The organism is Acidisoma sp. PAMC 29798 (assembly GCF_030252425.1).
GTDB lineage: Bacteria > Pseudomonadota > Alphaproteobacteria > Acetobacterales > Acetobacteraceae > Acidisoma > Acidisoma cladoniae.
In genome coordinates, this window is record NZ_CP126994.1 from 2,524,989 (window position 1) to 2,544,656 (window position 19,668).

Consider the following 19,668-nt stretch of genomic DNA (forward strand, 5'->3'; position numbering starts at 1 on the left):
GCCGCCTATCGTGGCATGCACACGGCGAACGAGGAGTTTCCATGGACGCACGGGCTCTCCTGGCGCTGCAACTCCAATGGGGTGCGGATGAAGGGCTGGACGAGACGCCCGTGGACCGCTTCGCGGCCCGCGTGGTGCCCCATGTGATACCGGTGGCGGCGGTCGCCGCCAGCCCAGCCCCGGTGCGCGCTGTCCCGAAAGCCAATCCCGCCCTGGTGCCGGTGTCGCGCGGCGGAGTCGCGCGGCCTTCGGCAACCCAGGCCGCCGCGCTTGCCGCGTCCTGCGCGACCCTGGCCGAGCTGCAGGCGGCCGTTGCGGGGTTCGAGGGCTGCGCCTTGCGGGACACGGCGACCACCACCGTGTTTTCGGACGGCAATCCCCGCGCGCGCATCATGTTGGTGGGCGAAGCACCGGGAGCGGAGGAAGATCGCGCCGGCCTGCCATTCGTAGGCGCCTCCGGCCAATTGCTCGACCGGATGTTGGCGAGCATCGGCCTCGACCGGACCCAGGTGCTGATCACCAATATCCTGCCCTGGCGACCGCCGGGTAATCGGACGCCGAGTGAGGCCGAGATCGCCACCTGCCTCCCCTTCGTTCTGCGCCACATCGCCTTGGTGGCACCGGAGCTGGTGCTGCTGCTCGGCGCCACATCCGTGAGGGCGATGACGGGGGAGACCCAGGGAATCCGCCGCATTCGGGGCATTTGGCACACTATCGACGTGCCTGGGCTGGACAAACCCCTGCCCGCTCTGCCGACGTACCACCCCGCCTATCTGCTTCGCACACCGCTCGCCAAGCGTGAGGCTTGGGCGGACCTTCTGGAACTTCAACGGCGCCTTCGCATATGCAACATCACGAAACTGTGAACTGACCGAATCAGACTGTTCATGAACGGTTTTTTCATGCACTCGCGTCGCCAGTTGGCAGGTCACCGCGAACCCTAGGTTGCGAGTGTTGAAGTTCCTGTTGTAGCCCTCCCCCCATGCGAGGGATCGGCCTATCGTTCTCCCGCCTTTTCAGCCCCAAAGCCTTAATGGCTGGGGCAGCTTTGTTTGCTGGAACGGCCGCCCCCGGTCTTCACGCGAATGCGCAGGAAAAGGCAACCTCGGAGAACACGCTTAGCAACCAGACCGCTTATGCGGTGCCGCGCTCGGATCCCGAGAGTGGGACCGGCGTGGCCTTTCCGGAGCCGCTGAACCCCAGCGACGCCGTGTTGGTACGTCAAATCTTCGCCCTACAGGCACGCGGCCAGATCGACGCAGCCGAACAGGCCACCAGCCGCCTGTCCAACCGTATTCTGCTCGGCGCCATCCTCGCGGATCGCTATGCGAGCCCCCATACCAAGCCAAGTGCTGCCGACCTCAATCAATGGCTGGAGCGCTACGGCGATCAGCCCCAAGCCGTTTCCATGCTCGGCCTTCTGCGTCTTCGCCTCAAGGCAAAGAGCTCAGCGGCGATGCCCGCCTTCAAGGCGCTCCCCTTTCTCGGCCTGCCCGATCCCGCCGCCGGCGCCGACCTCGATGTCGGCCATTCGGACCGCGGCATCGCCCGTCAGCCAGGGCTCGATGCGCATGTGACGACGCTTGCCCAAGCGGGGCGCATCAACAACGCAGTTTCTGCGATTGCCGCCGCGAAGATCGACCCGCTTTATGGTGCGACCCTCCGCGCTGAAGTGGCACGCGCCGCGTTCGCGAATGATCGCAATGCGACCGCCACCAATCTTGCCCGTCAGGCGATGCGTCAATCGAATGGCAAGATCGGCCTGCCCGCTTTCGTCGCCGGATTGGCGGCCTGGCGCCGTAATGACGCCGGGGCGGTTGATCTCTTTCGCCAAGCAGCCGACGCGCCGACCGCCTCACCCGAACTTGTCGCCGCCGCCAGCTTCTGGGCCGCGCGCAGCGCCCTCCATTTGGGTCAGGACATGACCTATCTCGCCTGGATGCGACGGTCGGCGGCCAGCGGATCGGGCTTCTACGCCATGCTCGCGCGCCATTCCCTGGGCGAGGACGACGCGTCTCGTGGATTTAACAACCAAACACTCGGCCTTGCGGATCTTGAAGCGGTCGCGGCCACACCACGTGGGGAGCGGGCCTTCGCCCTGCTTCAGGTTGGACAGGTCAAGGCCGCCGAAGCAGAGCTGCGCTACCTCTATCCCGAAGTTGCGCAGGATGCGGGCATGCGGCGCGCGATCATGCTCGTGGCTTGGCAGGCCGGCATGGCGACCTTCGCCAGCCAGATCGCGAGCCTCGATCCCGACCGGCCAGCCGGCAGCGCCGTCGTCATCCCACCTGTCTCACTGTTTCCGGGCCATGGGCTGCATGTCGATCCCGCACTTCTCTATGCGCTGGTCCGCGTCGAATCGAATTTCGACCCGACGGCCGTATCCGGTTCCGGGGCGCGCGGATTGTTACAGTTGATGCCTGCAACCGCAGATTTCATGAATAAGTCAGGTGCCACGCGGATCAAGCGCCGCGCGGCCGGTTTGGCCGATCCCGCCTACAACCTGGAGATGGGTCAACGCTATCTCAATTACCTCGCTGGCGTATCCTCCATCGATGGTGACCTCATTCGGATTCTCGCCAGCTATAATGCGGGACCTTCCGAAACCGGCACATGGAACAATGCCGAGGTCGCGGCACATGATCCGCTGCTGTATATTGAAATGATCCCGAACCAGGAAACGCGTCGCTTCGTGTTTTCGGTATTGCGGTATAGCTGGGCCTACGCCGCGCAACTGCATCTGCCGGTGCCCAGCCTGGAAGCCCTGTCAGCGGGACAATTCCCAGTCATGGTCACCGCCATGGCGAGCAAACCCACAATCCACTAACCTACTCGGGATGGACGCCAACCTCCCCTTCCTGCCCGTCAATATCGCCGTGCTGACGGTGTCCGATACCCGCAGTCTGGCCGATGACCGCTCGGGCGACACTCTGGTCGCCCGGCTCGAGGCGGCCGGTCACCGTCTGGCCGCGCGTCGCATCGTGCAGGACGATGCCGACGCCATCGCGGCGCTGCTGCGTATCTGGATCGCCGATCCCGAGATCGATGTGGTGATCAGCACCGGCGGCACCGGCGTCACCGGGCGGGACGTGACACCCGAAGCCTTCACCCGCGTGCTGGAGAAGGAAATCGTTGGTTTCGGCGAGCTTTTTCGCATGCTGAGCTATGCCAAGATCGGATCCTCCACCATTCAGTCCCGCGCGATCGGCGGCGTCGCCTTCGGCACCTATCTGTTTGCTCTGCCCGGCAGTACTGGCGCCGTGAAAGACGGTTGGGACGACATCTTGGTCACACAACTCGACAGCCGCCATCGCCCCTGCAACCTGGTGGAACTGATGCCCCGGTTGAAGGAACATCTGTAGACGCGATGGAATGGGAGGCGCCTGGCATCGTGCTGGACGGCAGGCCCTACGGCGAGGGTGACCTCATCGTCGCGGTCTTCACCGCACAGCAGGGCGTTCATCGCGGCCTCGCGCGGGGCGGCGCCTCCCGCAACCGTATCGCCTTATGGCAGGTCGGTAATCTCGTGTCGTTGCGATGGGTCGGGCGATTGCCAGAGCAACTCGGCAGCCTGACGGGGGAGATGATCCAGGCGACTGCCGCAAGCGCGATGCGGGATGCCATGACCCTCGGCCTGATGCGCGCCGCCTGTGCCGTCGCGGTGGGCGCCTTGCCGGAACGGGAGGTCTATCCGGTTAGTTTTTCGGCGCTGCTGAGCCTGCTCGCGCGCATCAGCGCCGAGGTCGCGACCGCTGGGGATCTCGCGCGGTTCGAGATGTCGCTGCTCGCCGACCTCGGCTACGGCCTTGATCTCTCAAGCTGCGCACTGACGGGGGAGACTATGGATTTGTCGCTCGTCTCGCCGCGCACCGGGCGGGCCGTGACCGAGGCTGCGGCCGGCATCTGGCGCAGCCGGATGCTGCCCCTGCCCGCCTTCTTGCGGGAGCCGGATCAGACGGGTGACACAGCGCAATGGCGGGACGCGTTACGCCTGACGGGGCACTTCCTGGAGCGGGACGCCTTCGGCCATCACCACCGGCCGCTTCCCGAAGCGCGGCGGCACCTCTATCAGATGGTGGAGCAATTGGCTGGGTGACGCCTCACCCAACCTTCGTCATCCCCCGACTTCATCGGGGGATCCATGCGCGCCGATGGATCCACGGGTAAGCCCGTGGATGACGAATGACTAATGTTCCTCTATTGTTCTCGTCCGAGGCCATTTTACGCGCGACCGCCTCACGGAGATACCGATGCCTGATGATTTCGCCGGCCATATCGAGGAGACGCCGCTCGCGGGTGCGCTGAGCGACCGATATCTCGCCTATGCCCTGTCCACCATCATGTCCCGCAGCTTGCCGGATGTGCGGGATGGGCTGAAGCCGGTCCATCGCCGCTTGGTCTATGCCATGCATCTGCTGCGCCTGGACCCCGCCGCCGGCTTCAAGAAGTGCGCCCGCGTGGTGGGTGACGTCATGGGTAAATTCCACCCCCATGGCGATGCCTCGATCTATGAGGCGATGGTGCGCCTCGCGCAGGACTTTTCGGTGCGTTATCCACTGGTCGAGGGCCAGGGCAATTTCGGCAATATCGACGGCGATAACGCCGCCGCCATGCGGTACACCGAAGCGCGCCTGACGGCGGTGGCGCAGGCCTTGTTGGACGGCATCGATCAGGATGCGGTCGATTTCCGCGCGACCTATGATGGGGAGGAACAGGAACCTCTTGTCCTGCCAGGCAATTTCCCGAACCTGCTCGCAAATGGCGCGGCGGGAATCGCGGTCGGCATGGCGACTTCCATTCCGCCGCATAATGCGGGCGAACTCTGCGCCGCCGCGACGCTGCTGATCCGCAATCCCGATGCCACGACCGCCGACCTGCTGCGGTTCATGCCCGGCCCCGACTTTCCGACCGGCGGAGAATTGGTCGAGGACGCGGCCTCCATCCTCAGCGCCTATGAGACGGGACGCGGCGGTTTCCGGCTGCGCGCGAAATGGACCGTCGAGCAAGGCAAGCACGGCACCTGGGTCATCGTCGTTCACGAAATCCCCTATCAGGTGCAGAAATCCCGCCTGATCGAGCAGATCGCGCAATTGCTGGAAGACAAGAAGCTGCCGCTTCTGGCCGATATTCGGGATGAGAGCACCGAGCTGGTACGTCTGGTTCTGGAGCCCAAGGCGCGCACGGTCGAGCCTGCGATGTTGATGGAGAGCCTGTTCCGCACGTCGGCTTTAGAAAACCGTTTTCCGCTCAACATGAACGTGCTCGATGCCAATCGCACGCCGCGCGTGATGCCTTTGCGCGACGTGCTGCGCGCCTGGCTCGATCACCGGCAGGAAGTTCTTGTCCGGCGCTCCCGCCATCGCCTTGCGGCGATCGAACGTCGGATCGAGATTCTCGACGGCTATCTCGCGGTCTTTCTCAATCTCGACGAAGTTATCCGTATCATTCGCGAGGAAGACGAAGCCAAGCCTGTTCTGATGAAGCGCTTTGATCTGAGCGATGTGCAGGCGGAGGCGATTCTGAACATGCGCCTGCGTTCTCTGCGCCGCCTGGAAGAAATCGAACTGCGCAAAGAACATAAGAACCTTTCCAAAGAGGGAAAGGATCTGAACACACTGCTCGGCAACGAAAAGCTGCGCTGGGACCGCATCGTCTCGGAACTTGAAAAGACGCGCGCCACCTTCGGGTCGGGCCCACTTGGCGATCGGCGCACCGTCATCGGATTGGCGCCCGCGATCCTGGAGATTGATGAAGCGGCGCTGGTCGAGCGTGAGGCCATCACCGTCATCCTGTCGCAAAAGGGCTGGGTGCGCGCTATCAAGGGCCAGGTCGCGAACGATGCCGACCTGCGCTTCAAGGAAGGCGATGCCTTGCGCCTCACCTTGGCCTGCGACACCACCGACAAACTGTGCCTGCTCGGCACCAATGGTCGCGCCTATACCATCAAGGCGAGTGACATTCCGCGTGGCCGTGGCGACGGCCAGCCGATCCGCCTGCTCGCCGAATTCGGCAATGAGGATGAGGTGGTCTCGTTCTTCGCCTTCGCACCCGGCGCCCGCTACCTCCTGGCCTCGACACCGGGACGCGGATTCATTGTCAGCGCGGACGAGTTGCTGTCGGAACGGCGCGCCGGCAAGCAGGTGATGACCGTCAAGCCGGGCGAGGAATTGGCACTTTGCATCGCCGTCGGATCTGGCGATCATGTCGCCGTTGTCGGCGAGAATCGCAAGATGCTCGTATTCCCGCTTGTCGAAGTGCCGGAAATGCCGCGTGGCATGGGCGTGCAGTTGCAACGCTACAAGGATGGCGGCATCGCCGATGCGCGCATCTTCCGCATGGCCGATGGCTTGAGCTGGAAATCGGGTGAGCGCGTGCGCACCGAGACCAATCTCAAGGATTGGCTCGGCAGCCGCGCTCAGGCCGGCCGCCAGCCGCCGGTAGGCTTTCCGAAGGCCGGCCGCTTCGGGGCGTAACGCGCCATGACCACCCGCGCGATCATGCTGCAAGGCACAGGGTCCAGCGTTGGGAAATCCTTGCTCGTCGCAGGCCTGTGCCGGGCCTTGGCGCAGCAAGGCCTGCGCGTGCGGCCGTTCAAGCCGCAGAATATGTCCAACAACGCCGCGGTGACGGCGGACGGCGGCGAAATTGGGCGCGCGCAAGCCTTGCAGGCCATGGCCTGCGGCGTGCCGCCCTCGGTGCATATGAATCCTGTTCTGCTCAAACCACAAAGCGAGGTCGGGGCGCAGATCGTGGTGCAGGGTCGCGTCTGGGGTCAGGCGCGGGCACGCGACTACCAGAACATCAAGCCTCAACTTCTGCCGCGCGTGTTGGAAAGCTTCGCGCATCTGCAAGCGGATTGCGACATCGTCATCGTCGAAGGCGCCGGCAGCGCGTCTGAGGTGAACCTGCGGGCGAACGACATCGCCAATATGGGTTTCGCCCGCGCGGCACAGGTTCCGGTTCTTCTTGTCGGCGACATCGATCGTGGCGGCGTCATTGCCAGCCTGGTCGGCACGCATGCCGTTGTGGACCCTGCGGATGCGGCGATGATCGGCGGTTTCATTGTCAACAAGATGCGTGGCGACGCCAGCCTGTTCGCAGACGGCATAGCCTTCATCGCAGCGCGCACCGGCTGGTCGCCGATGGGCCTGGTGCCCTTCTTCGCCGACGCCCATCGCCTGCCCGCCGAGGATGCCTCCGACCTGCCGATACGGACAAGTGGAGGCGCCTTGCGCATCGCCGTTCCGGTACTGCCCGGCATCGCCAACTTCGACGATCTCGATCCGCTCTTTGCCGAACCTGGCGTCTCCGTCACCCTGTTGCGAGACGGCGCGCCGCTGCCGCCCGAGACCGATCTCGTCATTCTGCCAGGCTCCAAAACCACCATCGCCGATCTGCTGGCGCTGCGGTTGTGGGGGTGGGACGCCGATATCATCGCGCATCACCGGCGCGGTGGCCGCGTGCTGGGGCTGTGCGGCGGCTACCAGATGCTCGGCACCATCGTCGCCGATCCGGCCGGGATCGAGGGACCGCCACGCACCGTGCCGGGCCTCGGTCTGCTCTCGGTCGAAACCGAACTCAGGGGCCCGAAGCAATTGCGCGCCGTCACCGGCCATAGCTGCGCCGATGAGGTGTCGCTGAGCGGCTATGAAATGCATATGGGCGTCACGGCCGGTGCGGATACCCACCGTCCTGTCGTGCGACTATCCGATGGTCGCTTGGAAGGCGCAACTTCCGTGAACGGCCGCGTGTCTGGCAGCTATGTGCATGGGCTGTTCGCCGATGATGCTCAGCGCTCCGCTTGGCTGCAACGCCTCGGTGCGCCGGCCAGTGTCCGTCATCATGCGGTGGAGGTCGCAGCCGTTCTGGATGCCCTCGGCACGCATGTCACGCGGCACTGCGATGTGCAGGCCATCCTGGCCCTCGCGGCATCCGCAGGATGCTCACGCACGTAAGAGTGTCATGGTTCGACAGGATCGGCCATCACACTCTTAGGGGCTCAGCCCATGGCTTTCCGCGTCACCGCTACCAGAGCTGCGCTTGCGCCTTCGGGTCCGTCGCGTAATAGTCGCGCACGGCCTCTGACGTCGCGGTCGCGTCGTCATCAGCGGGAGTGGATTCGGCTGCCCAACGAACAGATAAGCGCGCGAGACGAAGGCGATGCGATGCTGACTGCTCTTCTTGGCCGATGTGCCGGTGGGGATGCCGCAGCCTTCCGCGCTCTGTATTCAGCCCAAGCGCCGCGTATGCATGGCCTCGCCATGCGTATTACGCGCGACCCTGCGCTGGCGGCGGATGCGATGCATGATGCCTTCGTTCAGGTCTGGAAGCAGGCCGTGCGCTTCGACCCGGAACGCGGCGCCGCCGGCGCCTGGCTGACCAGCATTGTGCGTTATCGCGCCCTCGACATCACGCGTCGTCGGGTACGTGAGCAGCCGGGCTATGAGGCGCCGGAACAGGAAGATGAGTCGCCCGATGCCTTGGCGCAGCTCGTGACGAGTGCGGAGGGCGCGGCCCTGCGTCGTTGCCTGGAGGAATTGGAGCCAGACCGCCGGGCGCTGCTGGTCAGTGCCTATACAGACGGTCTGTCCCATAGCGAGCTGGCCGAGAAGTCTGGCACGCCGCTGGGGACGATCAAATCCTGGATCCGGCGCTCCCTCGCCAGCCTGAAACGGTGCCTCGAATCATGAGCGGCACCGAGGACTTCGATCCCGATCTGCTTGCGGCGGAATATGTGCTCGGCACCCTTGAAGGGCGGGAGCGTGAAAGCGTCGCCTATCGCGCGCAATCCGACGATGTCTTGAATAGCGCGATCCTGGCGTGGGAAATGCGCTTGGCGCCGCTCGGCACTCTCGTGCCACCGATTTCGCCGCCGAGCGACCTGTGGCTGCGCATCGAAGAGTCCTGCGGCTTGGCCGTGCCCTCGCGCAGGGGACGTCTGCGCACGAGCTTGTGGGACCGCGTCAATCTTTGGCGTGGTGCAACCGGCCTCGGCTTCGGTCTCGCTGTGGCGCTCGCGGCCCTTGTGGTCTTCCGCACCCCGTCCTCGACGATCACGCCTGTCGGCACGGCGGTTCTGTCACCGACACCGGGCGCCGCACCGACCTTCGTCGCAGAGATCGATCAGCACGGCGTCTTGGTCATGCAGCCGCTCACGCATCTGGCGGTCGCTGACGACAAGGACCTGGAACTCTGGGCTCTGCCCGATGGGCAGACCGTGCCGCAACCGCTTGGTGTCATGAAGGCGAGCGGACGGAGTGTTTCCTTGCCACCGGCTTTGCGTAAGGTCCCAATGCAGATCATGATCAGTCTTGAGCAGCATGGTGGATCGACCACCGGACTGCCGCAGGGTCCCGTGCTTTTCGTCGGACATATCAGCAAGTTCGATTAGTTTACCGGGGTCCCACTGTCGCGTAGTCACAACGAAAAAGGGAGGCGCTTCTTACGAAGCGCCTCCCTTTTCGTAGGGTGGATCAGCGAAGCGCAATCCACCAAACAATCAGCCCGGCATAAGAACCTTGTCGATGACCTGAATGACGCCGTTGGACTGCATGACGTCGGCGATCGTGATGTCGGCCATGCCGCCCTTCTCATCGGTGACGATGATATTGCTGGATCCGTTCATCATGAACGTGAGAGTGCCACCCTCAAGGGTCTTCAACTCGGCCTTGCCGTTTCCGGCCAGGATCATCTGGCGAATCTTGGTGGTGGGATAGTCGCCCGACACCACGTGATAGGTGAGGATCTTCGTGAGTGTCGCCTTGTTCTCAGGCTTCACCAGCGTATCGACTGTGCCGGCCGGAAGCAGGCCGAAGGCTTCGTTGGTGGGCGCGAAAACCGTGAACGGGCCGGGACCGCTGAGCGCACCGACGAGGCCAGCGGCCTTCACGGCGGCGACGAGCGTTGTATGGTCCTGCGAGTTCACGGCATTGGCGACGATCGTCTTGTTCGGATACATCGCCATGCCACCAACGGAAACCGTATTCGGTGCCATCATGGATGATTGTGCGAAGGCCATCGGAATCACGACGGGCGCGGTCAAGCTGGCGCCTGCGGCAAAGACCGCAATGCGAATAACCTTGTTCATGTCTCATTCCTCCGTTGCCACGACCATGTCGGCCGCACAGATGATCGCAAGCAGAACGGAGGATGGATGCAGGGTCGGGCAGAAATTAACGAAGCGAGATAATGCGCGGTCGCGTCGCGTCACGGTGCGCCCGCAGGTACCTTCGGAAGCTTCTGATCCAGCAATTGCTTGTTGAGTGCGTTGAGCGTGGTGTCGACTTTTTTCTCACGCTTGGCGCTGAGCGGGGGAGCCGATGCGGCGGTCGGCTGATGATCATGGCCGTTCCACACGTTTGCGTTAGCGGATGGAACAACGGCGGGCGACGCCGTGGTTTGCGCCATGGCGCCGACCGGCCCCGTGCAGAGAAGGCCAAGGACGATGACGGTATTGCGGATGCTCGGCATGGAAACCTCTCGATCTGATGTCGCCGGGCGGCGTCATTCGTCGTCGAGAATGGCGCGCAGCCCCTCATGGAATGTGGGGAAGCGCCAAGCGTAACCAAGCACGCTTTGCGTCCTTTGGCTGCGGACACGGCGGCTTTCCGCCCAGAAGCTGCGCCCCATGGCGGTCATCCCGGCTTCCGCTTCCGCAAAGAGGATCAGCGGCGGCGGGGCGATGCCCAGAAGGCGGGCCGCTTCCGCCACAACCACAGCGGGTTCCGCCGGCAGATCATCGTTGAAATTGAGCACGCGGATACCCGCCGTCGCGGTGCGCATGGCCGCGAGCGTGCCCTGCGCGATGTCATCGCGGTAGATACGGCCGAAGGCATGGCCCGGCTTGTCGATCCGCCGCCCTCGGCCAGCGCGCACATCATCCAGCATCGACCGACCGGGGCCGTAAATGCCGGCGAGACGGATGAGGTCAAGCGCGACGCCACGCGCGGCGGCTGCCGCTTCCCACTGCTCCTCCGCCTCACGACGGGCGCGGGCGCGGCGGGAGGTGGGTGCCGGTTCACTGCTCTCGTCCACCCAGCCGCCGCCGCGATCGCCATAGACGCCGGTCGAGGACAAATAGCCGATCCAGCGCAGATCGGGCGCCGCGTTGATCGCCGTGCCATAGCGCGCGAGCGCAGGATCGCCGCCCTCATCGGGTGCGGCGGTGGCCACAATATGCGTCGCTGCCGCCACGGCGTCCGCCGCCGCGTCAAAGGGAATGACGGTCACGCCCGACACGCCGGCATGGGCGGGCTGCCGACTGGTGGCGGTGACGGCGAAGCCGGCCTCCGCCGCCGCGACGCCGATGGCGGTGCCGGTATAGCCCAGCCCGAAGATCAGCAGCCGGCCCGATGAGTGGTCCGACATCAGTATCCCCTAAAAATCGAGGTCGGCGTAATGGGCGGGCGGGGCGATGCCCGCCATGCGATCCGCCAGGATCGGCCGGAAGCTCGGGCGGGATTTGATGCGCGCATACCAATCCTTGGCCGGGGCGGAGATCGACCAATCGACCTCCCCGGCGAAATCGAGCGCGGACAGATGCGCCGCCGCTGCGAAATCGGCGAGGGACAGGTTGCCCCCGGCGAGCCACTTCCGCGCCTCAGCTAGATAGCCCAGGTATTCCATATGACTCTTGAGATTGGCATACCCCACCCTGAGGGCGCCCGTGTCCGGCTGCCCCCGCGCCGCGATACGCTTCATGATCTTCTCGCCCAGAAGATGGCGCGTCACGTCATGATTGAACTTGAGGTCGAACCAGGCGACCAGACGACGCACCTCCGCCCGCTCGGCAAGGGTTCGGCCGAGCAAGGGGATATCCGGATAGGCCTCATCCAGATATTCGCATATCGCGGAGGATTCGGAGACGACGAGGCCATTTTCATCGACCAGCACCGGCACCAGCCCGGTCGGGTTGATTTCGAGATATTCGGGCCGCCGCTCCCATGTCTTTTCCAGCCGCAGCTCAAACGGCAAGCGCTTTTCAGCGAGCACGAGGCGAACCTTGCGGGAGAACGGCGAGTGCGGAAGGTGGTAGAGTAAGCGCATGAATGCGGATTATCCGATTCCTCCAGCGGTTGCCAGCAGCGTGAGTGCTGATTCTCCCGTCTTTCCAGCATCTTCGGCGATGCACCCTCGGCTTGCTTGGCGCGGCGCAGTCTTCGCGGCCGGCGAAAGGGCGCTGCCTGAGGAAACGCCCGTCGCCATTACCTATAATCGTGTGACGCATGCCGTGATGATGGCAACGCCCGAGGATTTGCACGATTTCGCGATCGGCTTTTCGCTCAACGAGCGGATCGTGATAACCGCCGATGAGATCCAGGAGTTGGAGATCGTATCCGCGCCCAAGGATTCGGTGGAGCTGCGGTTATGGATCGCCGAAACCCGGATGGAAGCGCTGGACCATCGGCGCCGAAACCTCACCGGCGCCATGGGCTGCGGGTTGTGCGGCCTCGACAGCCTGGAGGAAGCGACGCGGCCACCGTCGGCCGTGCCCCAAGGCCTCACACTGACCGCCGAGGCCATCGCCGCCGCCTGCGCTGCCCTTGCACCTGCACAGACGCTCGGCCTCGTCACGCGCGCCGTGCACGCCGCCGGCTATTGGACGATGGCGGACGGCATGGTCGCGGTGCGGGAGGATGTCGGGCGGCACAATGCGCTCGATAAGCTCGCCGGAGCATTGGCGCGGCGGGGCGAGACCGCCTCGGCGGGGGTGCTGGTCATGTCGAGCCGGATTTCCATTGAGCTGATCCAGAAGGCGGCCGTCATGGGCGTGCAGATCCTCGCCGCCGTCTCAGCCCCGACGTTATTGGCGGTCCGGGAGGCCGAGGCCATCGGCATGACGCTCGTCGGTATCGCGCGGGAGGATGGGTTCGAGGTCTTCACCCATGGCGATCGCATCCTCGGCCCGCGCTAGATCGTCCGGCGTGTTGATGTTGAAGAAGGGGTCGATGGGTGTGGCGGCGAAGTCGCAGGCGGCGACCGTATGGCCGCGACAGAAGCGGCGGACGGACAGATCACCAGCCGCCGCGACCGTCTCGCGCAGGGCCTCGGCGAGGCTGACGTTCCAGGCGGCGGCGGTAGGGTGCTCGCGCCCGCCAGACGTCGCATAGACGATGTCGGCGGTCTCGGCGGTCAAGCGCCGCACCAGATCGAGGGGGAGGAAGGGCGTGTCCACGGCAACTGTCACGACTCTGCTCACCTCCGGATGAGTGACCCGGCACCAATCCAGGCCCGCGAGCACGCCCGCGAGAGGGCCACGCCGGTCAGCATGGTGGTCGGTGATGACATGCACGGGGAGCGCGCCACAGAGGCCATTGGCGCTGACGGCGATGATCTCCGCCTGACCGCGCAGCCGCGCCAACACATGATCGATCAACGTCCGGCCGGCGAGTTGCACGAGGCCCTTCTGCACTCCACCGAGGCGCCGGCCCTCCCCGCCCGCGAGGATGACGACGGCAACCTTATTGGGCATGGTCGCGCGCGAATTCCGCGATGGCGGCGATGTCGTCGAGCGGCAACACCGGGACCGTCGCCTCGGGGAAAGCGCTATCTGAGGCGATGCCGATGATGGTCGAGTCCTCGGGATGCAGCGGCGGCTTGCCGTTAGCCGCGCGGTAGACTTCCATCTTCGGATGGTCGGAGCGCTTGAAGCCTTCGATCAGCACGAGGTCGGCGGGGGCCAGCTTGCCGAGCAGCTCGCCTAGGCTGGGCTCGGGCGCGCCGTTCAGCTCATGCATCAGCGCCCATCGGATGTCCGAGACGACCAGCACCTCCGACGCGCCGGCCTTGCGATGCTCCCACGAATCCTTGCCCGGATGGTCGATGTCGAAGGCATGGTGCGCGTGCTTGAGGGTCGAGACGCGCAGCCCCTGCCCGACGAGCCGCGTGATCACCTGCCGGATGAGCGTGGTCTTGCCGGCGCCACTCCAGCCCGCGAATCCAAAGACTTTCATGGCAGCAGCTATAGCCGCGTAGGGCGGATGAGCGCAGCGTTATCCGCCGCGACATCGAGGATGGCGGATAGCGCTACGCTCATCCGCCCTACATTGCGGCTACCGCTTCACCCGCACGGGCACGGATTTCGACGCCGGGGTCTTGCTACCCTCGGCGTAATGGCCGAGCGGGATCAGGACATTGGCTTCGGGATAATAAGTGCCGATGCACCCCGGCGGAATATTATAGGGCGTGACGCGCAGCCCCTGCATCTCGCGATGATGACCATCGGTCGAGGCCGTCACCAGCGAAACCTCCTCACCCTCCGTCAGGCTCAGCCGGTCGATGTCAGCCCGGTTCATCAGCACCACCATGCGCGTGCCCTTGATGCCGCGAAACCGATCGTCATAGCCGTAGACAGTGGTGTTGAATTGGTCGTTGCTGCGCAGCGTCATCATCCGCAGCACATCAGGCCCCGTCGCGGGCATGTCCTTATCTTCATTCAAACCCTTGGGCGTGATGAAATTCGCCTTTTTGGTTTCCGTCTTCCATTCGCGCTGACGCGCCGGCAGCGGACGATGAAACCCTTCCGGCCGCACCATCCGGGTGTTGTAGTCGTAGAAAACCTCGGGATAGGTGACCGCGATGGAATCGCGAATGCGATCGTAATTGTCCATCCAACCCTGCCACGGCACCAGCGGATTGGGGTCGAGCGTTGCCATGGCGATGCGCGCGACAATCTCGACCTCGCTGAGCAGATGCTTCGACGCCGGCGCCCGCACACCCTTGGAAGCATGGATGCAGGATGAGGTGTCTTCCATCGACACCGTTTGCAGGCCCGAGGCCTGCCGATCATTCTCGATCCGGCTGAGCACCGGCAAAATATAGCTGATGGTGCCCGGCAACAGATGGCTGCGATTGAGCTTGGTCGCGACCGACACGGTGAGACGCATGTTCCGCCACACGGCATTGATACGGTCCTGATCGGGCACCGCGCGGGCAAAGTTTCCGCCCAGCATCACGAAGGCATTAATCTTGCCCTCCAGTATTTTTTCACAGGCCTCGACGGTATTGAGGCCCAGTTCGCGTGGCGGTGCGAAGCCATATTGCTTTGCGAGTACATCCATCGGCACCAGATCGGGCTTTTCCGTGATGCCAACGGTGCGCTGGCCCTGCACATTGGAATGGCCGCGCACCGGGCAGATGCCGGCGCCCTGCTTGCCAATATTGCCACGCAGCAGAAGCAGGTTGAGCACCATCTGCACCGTCTCGACGCCGGCCGTGTGCTGCGTCAATCCCATGCCATAAATGGCGATCATCGACTTCGACCGCGCATAGATCGCGGCCGTTGCTTCCAAGGCGAGCCGGCCCAAGCCAGAGTGCCGCTCCAGCGCGTCCCAATCCTGCTGTCGAAGCCAGGTCAGGAACTCATCAAGCCCGTGGGTATGCTCGGCGATGAAGGCGTGGTCGAGCGTCCCCTGCCCGCCCGCCGCGCGCTGGGCGTCATCCATTTCCACCAGCGCCTTGCAAAGACCCGCGAGCGCCGCGAGATCGCCGCCGATTTTGACTTGATGATATTGCGAGCTGATTCGCGTCACTTCGCCCGTCAACATCTCAACCGGCGACTGCGGATTTGTAAAACTTTCCAGCCCGCGCTCGCGCAACGGATTGAAGCTGATGATCGGCACGCCACGCTCGCTCGCCTCCTGCAAGGGATGCAGCATGCGCGGGCTATTGCTGCCGGGATTTTGGCCGAAGACCATGATGCAGTCGGTGGCAGCGAAATCATCCAGCGTCACGGTGCCAACCGGCACCCCGATGCTGGGCGGCAAGGCCACGGAGGTCGTCTCGTGACACATATTGGAGCTGTCGGGCAGATTGTTGTTGCCATAGAGACGCGCAAAGAGGCCGTACAGATAGCTCGCTTCGTTGGAGGTGCGACCCGAACTGTAGAAGACCGCGCTTTGACGATCGTCAATGGCGCGCAACTCGCGGCCGATCTCGGCAAAGGCGACATCCCAGGACACGATGCGGTATTTGTCAGTGACGGGGTCATAGCGCAGGGGGCGCGTCAGACGGCCGACCTGTTCCAGATCGTAATCCGGCCAGGCCTGTAATTCCGACACCGTGTGCTTGGTGAAAAAGTCAGGCGTCGCGCGATGCGTGGTGATGTCCCAGGCCGTCGCCTTGGCGCCGTTTTCACAGAATTCGAAAGGCGACGGCTCGGCGGGCTTGATCCAGGCACAGCTGACGCATTGAAAGCCGTCCGGCTTGTTTTGGCGGCTCAAGGCCAGAGCACCGCTGAAAGGGACGCCCTCGCGGGTCAGGATTTCACCCAAGGATTTGACCGAACCCCAGCCGCCGGAGGGCGCCGTGTATCGTTTGAAGGACGGCGTGCGATCCATGGCGCGAACTCCCTAAAGCTGCGCTGTAAGTTGGGTCTATGGCTGCTTGCGGCAACCGAGAAGCGCCCAATCTGTCAAAGCGTGAACCCGTTGAGGAGCCAGCCATCGTGTCCGTGGGCGCCATGATCGACCAGCCGGCCCCACCTTCTCCGCTGAAGGTGTTCATCAACCAGACCGTGATCCCGCAAGCGATCGATGCGGCGGGGGCCGTTGAATCAGCGGCCTATGCGCTTGGCGAGCAGGTGAAGGCTCGGCCGATCGCCGCGATCGCCATCGCCGGGCTGCTCGGTTTGATCGTCGGGCGCGCGCTGTTCAGGCCCGCAATCACCCCGGAATGAGGTGAATGCGCGTGACGGTGACGGCTTCGACAGCCGCCTCGGAATAAGCCATCGGCACGAGATCGCCGGCAGCCCAAAGGGGCACGAGGTCATCGTAATGCCGGGACCTGGGGTCGCCGGATTGTCCCGGCGCATTGATGACCATGCTGCGATCCCAATCGCCGACATCCAGCACCATGCGAAAAGACGCGCCGAAGATGATGCCGAAGTCGCCGGCGCGATATTCGGCGAGACCCACGGTGGTGCCCGAGCCCCCGATGGGGACCGGCCCGACACTGGGCGGTCGTCCGCAGATCTCCGGCAAAACCCGGCCGAGGGCATGGCTGAAGCGAAGTTGGTGAATGCGTCCCCAGGCCCATTGGATCCGATTCGGTCCCATCAGCCGAGCACAATCCTCTTCCGCCGCCGCAAGGGTTTGCCGCAGCAGCCCTTCCCGCCAGGGTGAGACTGCCTCCAGGGTGTCGAGAACAGCCACCTCATCGCCCATGCCAATGAGCGGGGCGACCGCAGGGGCGATGGTTTCGACGACGCCGGGCAGGATATGCCGGCTCCACCAAACCTCGAAGAAGGCGGCGGCGGCGCTGCCTGCCGTGATGCGCATGTCCCAGTCTGCGAAGAGCGGGTGCGCGATCCCGGCATCGGCAAGCACCGACAGCATGCGCCGCGCAGGCTCCGACGCGAGATCCGTCTGCATGCGTCGCGAGATGTCCGTGCTCATGAGCGCAGTCCCACTCAGCAGGCTATGCAGCCGATTGGCGCGAAACGGCTCGTTCCATTCGAAGCCGAGGCGGCGCTCGGCGGCAGGGTAATCGGCCGGCAGGTTCATCTGATTGGCCGTGGCGATGAAGCCTTCCGCCGGGTTCTGGCTGGCGGGCAGGTCTGCGCCGGGATGAAAGCCGTTCCATTCATAACGGCCGTCACCCGGCACGGGGTTCAGACCGTCCCAGTTCGGGCGGCGCGGCAAGCCAGCGGCCGCGCGCCAGCCGATGGAGCCCGTGGTGTCGGCATAAAGCTGATTGACCGGCGGCGCCTTCCAATGATCGAGCGCTTCCGTGAAGGCCTCTGCTGTCTTGCTGTCCAGATACCGCAGGCTACCGAGATAGGCGGCGGCCCCGGGCTCGGACCAGACGCTGCGCACGGAATAGGCGCGGTGATGCGCCGCGTCCTCACAGATCACCGGGCCATGGCGCGTGAAGGCGAGCGTGACCGCCTGATCCGCTTCGCCGTGCACAGGCACCGTTTCCGTCACAACGGTCATCGCTTCCCAGCCATCGCCATAGCGATAGCGCGTCGGGTCTTCCGGATCCGTTTCATAGACCATGAGGTCTTCCTGGTCGGCCGGGAAGATCGTCAGCGAAAAGGCGAGGCTGCCGTTATGGCCGAGGGAAATGCCGGGCAATGCGGGCTCCCCCGCGCCAACGACATCCAGGCCCGGCGCGGTGAGATGTGCGAGGTAGCGGAGGGAGGGCGTGCCATAGGCGCGATGCGGATCGCTCGCCAGGATCGGCCGCCCGGTCTCGGTGCCTGTGCCGGAGACGACCCAGTTGTTGGAACCTTCACCGTCGGAGGAGGTGACATGCCCGGCCTCGTCCATCACCGACCAGGCGGGCGCTTCGGCCAGTGTCGCGGCGCGACGTTCTGCCGAAATGCCGGCATCGGCGCGCGCCATGAGATACGGGTTCAGAAGATCGGCCGGCAGCGGCGCCGTGAGATCAGGCACCGGCATCGGCGTCCAGTCCGGCGATAGGTGGCGGCGCAGCGCCTCGGCCTGATCGTCTCCACCCGCCTGGCGCAGGCGCGCACGCGCCACTTCCGAGGCGAGATTGCTCGCCAGGGCATGGCTGCGAATACGCACCACATCCTCCGGCTGCCAGCGCGCGGGGGACAGGCCGAGCGCTGTAAACTCGGCCGGCCTCTGGTCTGGATCGGCTTCGGTGAGCGCCACGAAAGCGTTGATGCCCTGAACGAAGGCGGTGACCGTGTCCTGCGCCTCTGGCCCATAGGCCGCCCATTCGGCGGCCATGTCACCGCGATAAAGGAACAAGCGGCAGGCGCGATCCTGGGCCAGAAAGCCGGGGCCATGGTCGGCGGCAAGCAGGCCGAGACCGCGTTTCCGCCAGAGGTCGAGCTGCCACAGCCGGTCTCGCGCCGCGTTGAAGCCTTGGGCGAGAAAGACATCGCGCCGGGACTTGGCGCGGATATGGGGAATGCCCCAGCGATCGACGCGAATCTCGGCGGGCTCCGCCAGGCCCGGCAGGCGATGCGTTCTGTCGGTCATGGAGGTCCTATTCGCGATCCGCTTTTAGGCGCTTCAGCGCCCGTCTCGCAGAAGTCTCCAGGGACGGCAGCCGGTCCCGGACAGTGTTCCAGATCACGTCTAGGCTGATGCGGCCATAGGCATGCCGCAAACGATTGCCCATTCCACGAATGTCAGCCCAGGGTTCATCCGGCATCAAGTCCGCAGCCTGCGCGCCGAGCCGATGTCCCGCTTCACATATGCGCTACAAGCACCGTTCCACGGCATCGCGAACAAGGCCGTTGCGCTCGAAGGAGTCCCGGTCCAGACCGTCTGTATAGTCAGCGATACGGTCGGCGTTCTCAATGATGTCGGCAAGCAGATCGGCCGCATCATGCTCAGAAGGCAATCCGGCGATCTCGTTCGATGTTCGCCTTCAATCGTGCCTTTTCGATGGGCTCTGGCTGCAGATCGACAGGCCGGCCGAGTAATGCAGCGATCCGGCGCTCCAAGGCCGTCAATTGGAACAAGTCGATATGCGCCTCCGGATCCAGGTCGGCAACGAGATCGACATCGCTGTCAGGCGCGGCCTCACCCCGAGCGACAGAGCCAAAGAGCGACAGGCGGCGGATACCTGCGGCGCGCAGTTCGGACTCATGCGCCTGCAAAGTGGAGACGACGTCCTCGACAAGCGACTGGGTCTTCAATGCGTCCATCGCGGCGATACTCCTGCGTCGACGATTATATCACATCGGCC

The 19,668-nt window shown here is 64.4% G+C and carries 21 protein-coding genes; 10 read left to right on the forward strand and 11 right to left on the reverse strand.

Annotated elements, in window-relative coordinates; genetic code table 11:
- Window positions 1-41: 41 nt before the first annotated feature.
- The 8 genes from QP803_RS12195 (at window position 42) to QP803_RS12230 (ending at window position 9,391) form a co-directional block, all read left to right on the forward strand.
- Window positions 42-866 carry a uracil-DNA glycosylase gene (locus QP803_RS12195; RefSeq protein ID WP_284943747.1) on the forward strand — a complete coding sequence of 275 codons (825 nt, stop codon included), beginning with the start codon at window positions 42-44 and terminating at the stop codon, window positions 864-866.
- Between the two features lie 182 nt (window positions 867-1,048).
- Window positions 1,049-2,827, forward strand: a complete 1,779-nt coding sequence (locus QP803_RS12200; protein WP_284943748.1) for a lytic transglycosylase domain-containing protein — start codon at window positions 1,049-1,051, stop codon at window positions 2,825-2,827.
- 10 nt (window positions 2,828-2,837) lie between these two features.
- Window positions 2,838-3,362: a molybdenum cofactor biosynthesis protein B gene (moaB, locus tag QP803_RS12205; RefSeq protein WP_284943749.1), complete on the forward strand. Its 525-nt coding sequence runs from the start codon at window positions 2,838-2,840 to the stop codon at window positions 3,360-3,362.
- A gap of 5 nt (window positions 3,363-3,367) precedes the next feature.
- Window positions 3,368-4,096: a DNA repair protein RecO gene (gene recO / locus QP803_RS12210; protein WP_284943750.1), complete on the forward strand. Its 729-nt coding sequence runs from the start codon at window positions 3,368-3,370 to the stop codon at window positions 4,094-4,096.
- Between the two features lie 154 nt (window positions 4,097-4,250).
- On the forward strand, window positions 4,251-6,473 hold the full coding sequence (gene parC / locus QP803_RS12215) for a DNA topoisomerase IV subunit A (RefSeq protein ID WP_284943751.1): 2,223 nt from the start codon (window positions 4,251-4,253) through the stop codon (window positions 6,471-6,473).
- 6 nt (window positions 6,474-6,479) lie between these two features.
- Window positions 6,480-7,955: a cobyric acid synthase gene (locus tag QP803_RS12220; RefSeq protein WP_284943752.1), complete on the forward strand. Its 1,476-nt coding sequence runs from the start codon at window positions 6,480-6,482 to the stop codon at window positions 7,953-7,955.
- Window positions 7,956-8,165: 210 nt separating this feature from the next.
- Window positions 8,166-8,690, forward strand: a complete 525-nt coding sequence (locus QP803_RS12225) for a sigma-70 family RNA polymerase sigma factor (RefSeq protein ID WP_284943753.1) — start codon at window positions 8,166-8,168, stop codon at window positions 8,688-8,690.
- Complete coding sequence (locus QP803_RS12230) at window positions 8,687-9,391, forward strand: anti-sigma factor (protein WP_284943754.1); 705 nt, start codon at window positions 8,687-8,689, stop codon at window positions 9,389-9,391. The genes QP803_RS12225 and QP803_RS12230 overlap by 4 nt, the downstream gene beginning before the upstream one ends.
- A 108-nt stretch (window positions 9,392-9,499) precedes the next feature.
- Here the strand turns inward: QP803_RS12230 and QP803_RS12235 are convergent, their stop codons facing one another.
- The 4 genes from QP803_RS12235 to QP803_RS12250 form a co-directional block, all read right to left on the reverse strand.
- A complete protein-coding gene (locus QP803_RS12235) occupies window positions 9,500-10,087 on the reverse strand; it encodes a fasciclin domain-containing protein (protein ID WP_284943755.1) in 588 nt (195 codons plus the stop codon).
- A 119-nt stretch (window positions 10,088-10,206) separates the two neighbouring features.
- Window positions 10,207-10,470, reverse strand: a complete 264-nt coding sequence (locus QP803_RS12240) for a hypothetical protein (RefSeq protein ID WP_284943756.1) — start codon at window positions 10,468-10,470, stop codon at window positions 10,207-10,209.
- Window positions 10,471-10,503: 33 nt separating this feature from the next.
- On the reverse strand, window positions 10,504-11,367 hold the full coding sequence (locus QP803_RS12245) for a Rossmann-fold NAD(P)-binding domain-containing protein (protein WP_284943757.1): 864 nt from the start codon (window positions 11,365-11,367) through the stop codon (window positions 10,504-10,506).
- 9 nt (window positions 11,368-11,376) lie between these two features.
- Window positions 11,377-12,045: a glutathione S-transferase family protein gene (locus QP803_RS12250; protein ID WP_284943758.1), complete on the reverse strand. Its 669-nt coding sequence runs from the start codon at window positions 12,043-12,045 to the stop codon at window positions 11,377-11,379.
- A 79-nt stretch (window positions 12,046-12,124) separates the two neighbouring features.
- Between QP803_RS12250 and fdhD the strand changes: the two genes are divergently transcribed.
- Window positions 12,125-12,913 carry a formate dehydrogenase accessory sulfurtransferase FdhD gene (gene fdhD / locus QP803_RS12255; RefSeq protein WP_284943759.1) on the forward strand — a complete coding sequence of 263 codons (789 nt, stop codon included), beginning with the start codon at window positions 12,125-12,127 and terminating at the stop codon, window positions 12,911-12,913.
- Here fdhD and mobA read toward each other — a convergent pair.
- The 3 genes from mobA to QP803_RS12270 all read right to left on the reverse strand — a co-directional run bounded on the left by mobA (window position 12,803) and on the right by QP803_RS12270 (window position 16,337).
- Entirely contained in the window at window positions 12,803-13,471 is a 669-nt protein-coding gene (mobA, locus tag QP803_RS12260; RefSeq protein ID WP_284943760.1) for a molybdenum cofactor guanylyltransferase MobA, read from the reverse strand. The genes fdhD and mobA overlap by 111 nt on opposite strands.
- Entirely contained in the window at window positions 13,461-13,952 is a 492-nt protein-coding gene (gene mobB / locus QP803_RS12265) for a molybdopterin-guanine dinucleotide biosynthesis protein B (RefSeq protein WP_284943761.1), read from the reverse strand. The genes mobA and mobB overlap by 11 nt, the downstream gene beginning before the upstream one ends.
- Window positions 13,953-14,051: 99 nt before the next feature.
- Window positions 14,052-16,337 carry an FdhF/YdeP family oxidoreductase gene (locus QP803_RS12270; RefSeq protein ID WP_284943762.1) on the reverse strand — a complete coding sequence of 762 codons (2,286 nt, stop codon included), beginning with the start codon at window positions 16,335-16,337 and terminating at the stop codon, window positions 14,052-14,054.
- Between the two features lie 107 nt (window positions 16,338-16,444).
- Between QP803_RS12270 and QP803_RS12275 the strand changes: the two genes are divergently transcribed.
- The gene (locus QP803_RS12275) at window positions 16,445-16,675 is read left to right on the forward strand and encodes a hypothetical protein (RefSeq protein ID WP_284943763.1); all 231 of its coding nucleotides are present in this window, start codon (window positions 16,445-16,447) and stop codon (window positions 16,673-16,675) included.
- On the opposite strand, the gene QP803_RS12280 is transcribed toward QP803_RS12275, so the two are convergent.
- From QP803_RS12280 to QP803_RS12290, 4 genes are read right to left on the reverse strand one after another with little or no spacing between them, the layout of a single operon-like run.
- On the reverse strand, window positions 16,662-18,953 hold the full coding sequence (locus QP803_RS12280) for a penicillin acylase family protein (RefSeq protein WP_284943764.1): 2,292 nt from the start codon (window positions 18,951-18,953) through the stop codon (window positions 16,662-16,664). The two genes, QP803_RS12275 and QP803_RS12280, sit on opposite strands and share 14 nt — an antisense overlap.
- A gap of 7 nt (window positions 18,954-18,960) precedes the next feature.
- A complete protein-coding gene (locus QP803_RS24040) occupies window positions 18,961-19,128 on the reverse strand; it encodes a HepT-like ribonuclease domain-containing protein (protein WP_350356023.1) in 168 nt (55 codons plus the stop codon).
- Between the two features lie 48 nt (window positions 19,129-19,176).
- Window positions 19,177-19,320, reverse strand: a complete 144-nt coding sequence (locus QP803_RS12285) for a ribonuclease HepT family protein (RefSeq protein ID WP_284943765.1) — start codon at window positions 19,318-19,320, stop codon at window positions 19,177-19,179.
- The gene (locus QP803_RS12290; RefSeq protein WP_284943766.1) at window positions 19,310-19,627 is read right to left on the reverse strand and encodes a nucleotidyltransferase family protein; all 318 of its coding nucleotides are present in this window, start codon (window positions 19,625-19,627) and stop codon (window positions 19,310-19,312) included. Before QP803_RS12290 ends, QP803_RS12285 begins: the two co-directional genes overlap by 11 nt.
- Window positions 19,628-19,668 lie beyond the last annotated feature (41 nt).

Excerpts from the sequence above, each read along its gene's own strand:
- QP803_RS12195 (WP_284943747.1), top strand. The coding sequence starts at position 42 with ATGGACGCACGGGCTCTCCTGGCGCTGCAACTCCAATGGGGTGCGGAT.
- moaB (WP_284943749.1), top strand. The coding sequence starts at position 2,838 with ATGGACGCCAACCTCCCCTTCCTGCCCGTCAATATCGCCGTGCTGACG.
- recO (WP_284943750.1), top strand. The coding sequence starts at position 3,368 with ATGGAATGGGAGGCGCCTGGCATCGTGCTGGACGGCAGGCCCTACGGC.
- parC (WP_284943751.1), top strand. The coding sequence starts at position 4,251 with ATGCCTGATGATTTCGCCGGCCATATCGAGGAGACGCCGCTCGCGGGT.
- QP803_RS12220 (WP_284943752.1), top strand. The coding sequence starts at position 6,480 with ATGACCACCCGCGCGATCATGCTGCAAGGCACAGGGTCCAGCGTTGGG.
- QP803_RS12225 (WP_284943753.1), top strand. The coding sequence starts at position 8,166 with ATGCTGACTGCTCTTCTTGGCCGATGTGCCGGTGGGGATGCCGCAGCC.
- QP803_RS12230 (WP_284943754.1), top strand. The coding sequence starts at position 8,687 with ATGAGCGGCACCGAGGACTTCGATCCCGATCTGCTTGCGGCGGAATAT.
- QP803_RS12235 (WP_284943755.1), bottom strand. The coding sequence starts at position 10,087 with ATGAACAAGGTTATTCGCATTGCGGTCTTTGCCGCAGGCGCCAGCTTG.
- QP803_RS12240 (WP_284943756.1), bottom strand. The coding sequence starts at position 10,470 with ATGCCGAGCATCCGCAATACCGTCATCGTCCTTGGCCTTCTCTGCACG.
- QP803_RS12245 (WP_284943757.1), bottom strand. The coding sequence starts at position 11,367 with ATGTCGGACCACTCATCGGGCCGGCTGCTGATCTTCGGGCTGGGCTAT.
- QP803_RS12250 (WP_284943758.1), bottom strand. The coding sequence starts at position 12,045 with ATGCGCTTACTCTACCACCTTCCGCACTCGCCGTTCTCCCGCAAGGTT.
- fdhD (WP_284943759.1), top strand. The coding sequence starts at position 12,125 with ATGCACCCTCGGCTTGCTTGGCGCGGCGCAGTCTTCGCGGCCGGCGAA.
- mobA (WP_284943760.1), bottom strand. The coding sequence starts at position 13,471 with ATGCCCAATAAGGTTGCCGTCGTCATCCTCGCGGGCGGGGAGGGCCGG.
- mobB (WP_284943761.1), bottom strand. The coding sequence starts at position 13,952 with ATGAAAGTCTTTGGATTCGCGGGCTGGAGTGGCGCCGGCAAGACCACG.
- QP803_RS12270 (WP_284943762.1), bottom strand. The coding sequence starts at position 16,337 with ATGGATCGCACGCCGTCCTTCAAACGATACACGGCGCCCTCCGGCGGC.
- QP803_RS12280 (WP_284943764.1), bottom strand. The coding sequence starts at position 18,953 with ATGACCGACAGAACGCATCGCCTGCCGGGCCTGGCGGAGCCCGCCGAG.
- QP803_RS24040 (WP_350356023.1), bottom strand. The coding sequence starts at position 19,128 with ATGCCGGATGAACCCTGGGCTGACATTCGTGGAATGGGCAATCGTTTG.
- QP803_RS12290 (WP_284943766.1), bottom strand. The coding sequence starts at position 19,627 with ATGGACGCATTGAAGACCCAGTCGCTTGTCGAGGACGTCGTCTCCACT.